Here is a 6,878-nt window from a genome sequence, read left to right as displayed (position 1 = left end):
AGTTATGTTCATTGGATGGAAGATATTATGAAATGTTGACATTTTTACCCTTGATAATACTAGTATACTTAAATATGTAAAGTTTTGTAACGACATTCAACATTTCTGCAATTGCGGGTATTATCTCCACGGTGGGAGTTAATAATAGTGAATCAGAAATATAAGAGATTTTACCGACTGTTTGCTGTTGTTCAAATATAGCAATACAGACAATAGATTGAGTGAATGTGATTAGATGATTATTTAAAGCTTTGTGAAGTTCATTGACCATGATTTGGAAAAGTTCTGTTTCCGTAGTTATTGGTGATGAAGTCATCATAGCTACAGAAATTAGATAATCCTGGAGACGAATTTGCAATTTATTTAAACTGTTTTCCAACCACAATTGATACCGCAAATGTTCAATTGTTGTTAAAATGGGTTTTTCCTCTATTTTTTGGTTTCATTGTGTTGTTAGCCACTGAGATTCTTTAATCAAAGATATGAGTGTAGTATTATTTCAATCCTAGATCTAATTTAATCCTATGTGCTAATGGTTCTATATTCCTTTGACTATAAAATTGATAATAATAACTATCATCGCTGTTTATTAATCTTAATCTTTTTAGGTTCTTAGGTACTGATTATGCTAAACCGAGAAATTGAGACTTGCCTCCAGTTTCGCATACTAACTCCGGTAGAGTCGAAATTATTAAGGTATTTATTATTACAATACAGCAAAGAAATAACCGAGCTTTACGGTGATCGAGTATTATTGTAAGCTTGAAGACTGTTGTATTCTCAAGTAGACTGCTGAAAAAACATTCTGCTCAACTAAAATGTAAACAGGATTTTGTATACTAACCTACAAATACTTTTTATAATGACTAAAATCACTTACGAGCCATTTTTTTAACAGTAACTTCATAATTATGGATATACAACAATTTGCCCAATTAATCATCAATGGTATTGCTGTCGGTAGTATTATTGCCCTAGGGTCAGTTGGACTGACCTTAACCTATGGAATTTTACGGTTGTCCAATTTTGCCCACGGTGATTTTCTCACATTGGGAGCTTATTTTACCCTAACGCTCAATAGTACAGGTATAAATATTTGGCTGTCAATGATTTTAGCTGCTGTGGGAACAGTAGGAGGAATGTTACTAGCAGAAAAATTACTGTGGTCAAAAATGCGGTCTATCCGTGCTACTTCCACAACTCTAATTATTATCTCTATTGGACTGGCTTTATTTCTCCGTAATGGAATTATTTTTATCTGGGGGGGTAAAAACCGAAACTATGATCTACCTGTGATTCCAGCTTTACAATTTGGGACATTAAGAGTACCACAAAATCAATTATTGGTACTGGGACTGGCTATTTTAGCAATTTTATTCCTACACTACCTATTGCAAAATACCAAAATTGGTAAAGCAATGCGGGCTGTAGCTGATGATTTAGATTTAGCTAGAGTTTCCGGTATTAATGTTGATAGAGTAATTTTGTGGACTTGGGTAATTACTGGGACTTTTACTTCTTTGGGTGGTAGTATGTATGGGCTAATTACGGCAGTTCGTCCGAATATGGGTTGGTTTTTGATTTTACCCTTATTTGCTTCGGTAATTTTGGGCGGAATTGGTAATCCTTACGGAGCGATAATCGCAGCGTTTATTATTGGTATTGCCCAGGAGGTTAGCACCCCTTGGCTAGGTTCACAGTATAAACAAGGTGTAGCTCTATTAATTATGATTTTGGTGCTGCTCATTCGCCCCAAGGGTTTATTTAAAGGCACGATTTAAGCAGCACCAGTCTACTTCTAATTAGTCAATGATATGGAAGTAGTAGGCTGCTACCAAAAAGTTAACAGCCAAAAGTAGTAAGGCCCAACCAGTACGGAAGACGTAGGAAGGTTTAGCAGCAGGTTTGCTTTTAGCAGTCATAAGCGGTTCTCCTAATTTAGTGACTTTTTAAGAAATAGCAAACTCACGGGCCAATTTTGCAAATTCTTTAAAAATATTTTTGTAAGGTTGTTTAGTGGTCAGTTGTTGGTGGTCAGTTGTTGGTGGTCAGTTGTCAGTTGTTGGTTGTTGGTGGTCAGTTGTCAGTTGTTGGTGGTCAGTTGTTGGTGGTCAGGGGGGGAAGAATATTTTTTGTTATTTTTTCCCGGCTTTCTGCTCCCTGTCTTTTAATCTTCCCCTGCGTGGTAGGAACTGCGAACCAAAGGACCAGAACGGACATGATTAAAACCCATATCCTTGGCTATATTACCCAGTTCTGTAAATTCCGCCGGTGTCCAATATTTTTGAACAGGTAGATGTTCCAAAGAAGGACGCATATATTGACCAATGGTAAGGCGATCGCATTTCACAGAGCGTAAGTCCGCCATAGTCTCAATTAATTCCTCCCTGGTTTCACCGTGACCCACCATTAGACCTGACTTTGTGGGTATCTGATAATTCAATTCTTTAACTATGGCTAATACAGACAAAGAGCGGTCATATTTTGCCCCACGGCGCACGGTTGGGGTTAATCTGCGGACTGTTTCCACATTATGGTTAAAACAAGCTGGTTGAGCCTGAACAATCATCTCTAAGCTGTGACGTTGAACTGCTACACCTCCACTACCCCAAAAGTCCGATGTCAGCACCTCAATTTGAACTTCTGGATTTAGGTGTAAGATAGTATTCATTGTTTCCACAAAATGACCTGCTCCGCTATCAGCTAAGTCATCACGGGCAACAGAAGTTAAGACCACATACCGCAATCCTAAAATTTGTACAGATTCTGCCACCTTTTGGGGTTCTTCCCTATCTAAAGCCATTGGGGCATGACCTTTATCCACTTGGCAAAAAGCACAAGCACGGGTACAGGTTGGACCCATTAATAAAAAAGTGGCAGTTTTTTGGGCGTAGCATTCACCCCGATTTGGACAACGCCCCTCTTCACAAATTGTGTGAATTTGTCGCTGCTTAATGATACGTTGGATAGTGGATAGTTCACTCGCTTTGCCAATGGGACGACGTAACCAGCTAGGCATGGTGATCATTTCTGACTTGATATCAATTTGTTGTGGGGAATTCATATATGAAACTGCTACTTGATTTTTGATAGTTTATGTAGTGTAGGCATACAAGATTTAGTACACGCCTATACCGTTCTTCCCTAAGCAGGATTTCTGTGGTAGGGAACAAAAATAAAGAAAGTTATTTGGTAACAATGTGTAGTCTACAGAACTATAATACAAATTTATGAGAATATCAGTGGAACGTTCATACAATACTCGTATTTAGGAAGTTTATGTTAGAAAATACTCTTTCCCAATCTACATAGATTTTGGATATAGTAGAGAAATTCTTAAAAACAATCGGCAACCAGCCATCTAAACATAAATTTCTAGTAGAGTAATCAGTTGTGGCAAATAATAAAATTTTAGTTATTGACGACACTACCGTTGTCAGGGTGAAAGTCCGAGAAATGTTACCTCCAGGTAATTTTGAGGTAATAGAAGCAAAGGACGGGTTGGAAGGGTATAATCTAATGCTCAAGGAAAAGGTCAGCTTGATCATGCTGGACTTTTTGCTGCCAAAAATGAGTGGTTGGGATGTTTTCCAGAATATTCAAGCTCAACCAGAGTTACGGAAAATTCCTTTGGTAATTATGTCAGGTCGTAAAGAAGAGGTAACGGAAAAATTTGGAGAACCATTTGAATATTTTGAATTTCTAGGTAAGCCTTTTGATCAAAAGCAACTCATTGCCTCCATTAAGTCAGCAATGATTAAGTCTAAAATTCCCCGTCCAGACTTCAACCAGCCTTTAACTACCGAACCTCAACGACTGGCTTCAGTTAGTCCGGCTGTTGGTAGTAGCAATTCATCTGCTGAGATTAAATTACTAAATAATAAAATTGTCAAGATGCAAGGAGAAATTGATAGCTTAAAAAAACAGCTTAATCAAGTTGTGAGTTTTATCAAGCAGAAAATTAAATAAGTAGCTGATAACAGGTAAGAGCAAAGAAGTAGAAATAAGCTATAATTTTAAATATTTTGCCATAATATTCTCTCTTTGCTCTGTTCGCTGTTACCAACTGGTAATTTAGCATCACAATTATCTGAGATCCTTGATTCAAGACCCGCAAACTGATAAAATTTGTAAAATCACAGAATATAGCAATAAATTGATTATGTCCAATTTCATGATCATCGCCCAACTACGGAATATGATTTTCTCACTATTCCTAATTCTGAGCATTAGTTTCATGGTTCCTACAACTGCTGGAGCTTCTAGCTTGGGAATTGAATCAAATTCTCTTAGTCCTTGTCCAACTTCCCCTAATTGTATTGTTAGTCAAAATGCTGATACTCAACACGCTATCGCCCCAATTACCTATCATGTAACAATAGATAAAGCTAGAGAAACCCTACTTAAGGTTCTCACAGTTGTTCCCCGCACAGAAGTTATCAAACAAACTGATAATTATATTCATGCTATTTCTAAAAGTCGCATTTTCAAATTTATTGATGATGTAGAGTTTTATTTCCCTAGCAATGAGTCAGTTATTCATGTTCGTTCTTCGTCTCGTTTGGGAGATTTTGATTTTGGTGTTAATCGCACTCGCTTAGAGCAAATTCGATTAGCTTTACAGGATTTGAATATTTGATTTTAGTTTTTTTACTTATTCCCTATTTCCCAGAGCAAAAAGACTCCCGACAACAAAACCGCCAAGATGTGCCCAATAGGCTACTCCTCCCGTTTCTATACCCATTTTAGCCGCTGTTTGGAGACTAGCAAAACCAGAGATGAGATTTTGCACAAAGAAAATACCAATAATTAGTAATGCTGGAATATTAATTGTGGTGATAAAAAAACCTAAAAAGATTAAGGTGGTAATTCTGGATTGGGGAAACCAGATTAAATATGCACCTAAAACTCCAGCAATTGCTCCACTTGCTCCCAAGGAAGGAACAACGGAGTTAGTATTAATAAACCATTGACATAACGCGGCTAAAAATCCACAGGTTAAATAAAACAGTAGATATTTAAAATGTCCTAAGCGGTCTTCAATATTGTTACCAAATACCCACAGATAGATCATATTTGATATTAGGTGCAACCAACCTCCATGTAGAAATTGTGAGGTAAATAAGGTTGTCCATTCTCCAAACCAATTGGTGGTTAATTCTTGGGGTATGACCGCATACAATTGAAAAAAATGTTCTAGTTGTAGATTTGACAAACCTATTTCATGAAGAAAAACTAGAACATTTACACCAATTAACCCATAGGTCAAATATGGGGTAGTCCGGGTTGGGTTTTCATCGTAAAGGGGAAACACAAATCTTGTTCCTCAGCATCATTAATAGCACTATAACAGGAAAGAATTTAGAAAAGATTTGCTGATTCATGAAGTCTTTTGAGGATAGCTACAATTTTAGTTCCGTAATCTAAATCCGCAGACCAGCGTCCCGATAATTGATGAACTGATGAAGCAACACCCCTGGTAACAAAACGAAATCTAGGATCTACCTCTTGCTGTACTAAAGGTTCTAAACTGGCATAGGCTTTTAAATGTTGAATATGGGCTCTAACACCAATTCTGGCGCTGGGAAATGATGCTCCTTCTAAACCACCACCAACTGTACCCAAACCGGCAAAGTTATTTTGCTGGGGTTTAATGTCAGTACCAAAACGTAAAAATCCAGTTTCTAAACACATTTGAGAAAAAGCAATATCATGATTTACACCCTCAATAGTTGCTTCTTCTCGATATAGCTTGGGAATATCAGAAAACTGGATAATGGCATTTTCATTATTAGTTTTCAGAAAAAGTTGTAGCTGCAATTCTGATGTATTCCCATTGGAGATAATTTTCTCAATTTGTCCGGGACAAACTGCTAAAATTGAGCGTAATTTTACAGTGCGGGAGACACTATCCCAATTAATAGAAACATGAGAATCTCGAAGTTCAATAGCTTTGATATAAACTATTTGACGATAGGTAATGCGGCGTAAATTAGTTACTTTTGAAATATCAATTCGTAAACAATCTACTAAATCAATGGGGATATAAGCATTGCCATTAATTAATACTCCTTGTTCAGAGTAATTTTGTCCATTGATATTGATATTAACGCTGGGATAATTTTCTGTCTTTGGCTTTTGAGGATTATTTGCTTGACTCCAACTAGCAAGCCCCTCCATAATTCCTATGGCAAAATCACGACGACGACCTTGCAATAAAGCTCGGTCTTCAGGACTGCTAAGGAAACAGACTTGTAATATTATAGCAGCGATCGCAGTTTGACGACAGAATTGTAAATTACCCAGACCACTATCTGTATCTGGTTTCGCTCCCCGATTTGGTAACTGAGGGACACGGCGTAAAAGTGCTGTTAATACCGTTTCTGCATTTTGTTTGCGTTGGTCATTTTTGGCAATATAGGAAGCACTTGCGCCGCGCACAGAGGGGCTACTGGTCGCATTGGCTTGAATTTCTATAGCTATATCCTTGTTATTGGCACGGGAATTAATCCAATCAACAGTTTGAGCCGCGCTTAAATCGTCAGGAACGGCTAAAACTTCTAAATTGCGGGCGCGGAGTTCTATAACCACTAAATCTCGCAAAAGAATCATTTCCTTTGCTTCTGTTGTGCCACCAGCAACTGCTCCAGGGTCATTTTTACCCGCTTCTATGCCGCCATGTGCCGCAGAAATAAAAATCCGTCCCATTTTCGCTATTTTCCGTTGTTAAGTCCCAGCACTTGCAATTTTATCCCAACATTGTAAATTAGTTATTAAAGTCTCTAAAAAAATTAAGTATTATGTAGATTCAAGAAATGTCTAAGGTCGCAGTTATTGTTGAATGTGGTGACTAGGTCTCAAATTCCTTGATTATAGCA

8 protein-coding genes are annotated in these 6,878 nt (G+C 37.5%); 3 read left to right on the top strand and 5 right to left on the bottom strand.

Going from position 1 to position 6,878, the window contains the following annotated elements; all coding sequences use genetic code 11:
• Window positions 1-25: 25 nt before the first annotated feature.
• The gene (locus tag H6G44_RS12475; protein WP_190388076.1) at window positions 26-358 is read right to left on the bottom strand and encodes a hypothetical protein; all 333 of its coding nucleotides are present in this window, start codon (window positions 356-358) and stop codon (window positions 26-28) included.
• Window positions 359-911: 553 nt separating this feature from the next.
• Between H6G44_RS12475 and H6G44_RS12470 the strand changes: the two genes are divergently transcribed.
• Complete coding sequence (locus H6G44_RS12470; RefSeq protein ID WP_190388075.1) at window positions 912-1,781, top strand: branched-chain amino acid ABC transporter permease; 870 nt, start codon at window positions 912-914, stop codon at window positions 1,779-1,781.
• A gap of 21 nt (window positions 1,782-1,802) precedes the next feature.
• On the opposite strand, the gene psaX is transcribed toward H6G44_RS12470, so the two are convergent.
• Window positions 1,803-1,922 carry a photosystem I protein PsaX gene (gene psaX, locus H6G44_RS12465; RefSeq protein WP_190388074.1) on the bottom strand — a complete coding sequence of 40 codons (120 nt, stop codon included), beginning with the start codon at window positions 1,920-1,922 and terminating at the stop codon, window positions 1,803-1,805.
• Window positions 1,923-2,167: 245 nt separating this feature from the next.
• Window positions 2,168-3,064: a lipoyl synthase gene (lipA, locus tag H6G44_RS12460; protein ID WP_190388073.1), complete on the bottom strand. Its 897-nt coding sequence runs from the start codon at window positions 3,062-3,064 to the stop codon at window positions 2,168-2,170.
• A 329-nt stretch (window positions 3,065-3,393) separates the two neighbouring features.
• On the opposite strand from lipA, the gene H6G44_RS12455 reads away from it, so the two are divergent.
• Together H6G44_RS12455 and H6G44_RS12450 are read left to right on the top strand one after the other, a co-directional pair.
• Complete coding sequence (locus H6G44_RS12455) at window positions 3,394-3,969, top strand: response regulator (protein ID WP_190388072.1); 576 nt, start codon at window positions 3,394-3,396, stop codon at window positions 3,967-3,969.
• Window positions 3,970-4,198: 229 nt separating this feature from the next.
• Window positions 4,199-4,639 (top strand): DUF1499 domain-containing protein, encoded by a 441-nt coding sequence (locus H6G44_RS12450; RefSeq protein ID WP_375379329.1) that lies wholly within the window; start codon window positions 4,199-4,201, stop codon window positions 4,637-4,639.
• Window positions 4,640-4,654: 15 nt separating this feature from the next.
• Here the strand turns inward: H6G44_RS12450 and H6G44_RS12445 are convergent, their stop codons facing one another.
• Complete coding sequence (locus H6G44_RS12445; protein WP_190388070.1) at window positions 4,655-5,314, bottom strand: rhomboid family intramembrane serine protease; 660 nt, start codon at window positions 5,312-5,314, stop codon at window positions 4,655-4,657.
• Window positions 5,315-5,361: 47 nt separating this feature from the next.
• The gene (gene tftA, locus H6G44_RS12440) at window positions 5,362-6,708 is read right to left on the bottom strand and encodes a hormogonium tapered terminus morphoprotein TftA (protein WP_190388069.1); all 1,347 of its coding nucleotides are present in this window, start codon (window positions 6,706-6,708) and stop codon (window positions 5,362-5,364) included.
• Window positions 6,709-6,878 lie beyond the last annotated feature (170 nt).

The organism is Aphanizomenon flos-aquae FACHB-1287 (genome assembly GCF_014698755.1).
Classification (GTDB): Bacteria; Cyanobacteriota; Cyanobacteriia; order Cyanobacteriales; family Nostocaceae; genus Dolichospermum; species Dolichospermum flosaquae.
The sequence above is the reverse complement of the archived record's forward strand: the minus strand, read 5'-3'. Positions and strand labels throughout refer to the sequence as shown.

Excerpts from the sequence above, each read along its gene's own strand:
- H6G44_RS12470 (WP_190388075.1), top strand. The coding sequence starts at position 912 with ATGGATATACAACAATTTGCCCAATTAATCATCAATGGTATTGCTGTC.
- psaX (WP_190388074.1), bottom strand. The coding sequence starts at position 1,922 with ATGACTGCTAAAAGCAAACCTGCTGCTAAACCTTCCTACGTCTTCCGT.
- lipA (WP_190388073.1), bottom strand. The coding sequence starts at position 3,064 with ATGAATTCCCCACAACAAATTGATATCAAGTCAGAAATGATCACCATG.
- H6G44_RS12450 (WP_375379329.1), top strand. The coding sequence starts at position 4,199 with ATGATTTTCTCACTATTCCTAATTCTGAGCATTAGTTTCATGGTTCCT.
- tftA (WP_190388069.1), bottom strand. The coding sequence starts at position 6,708 with ATGGGACGGATTTTTATTTCTGCGGCACATGGCGGCATAGAAGCGGGT.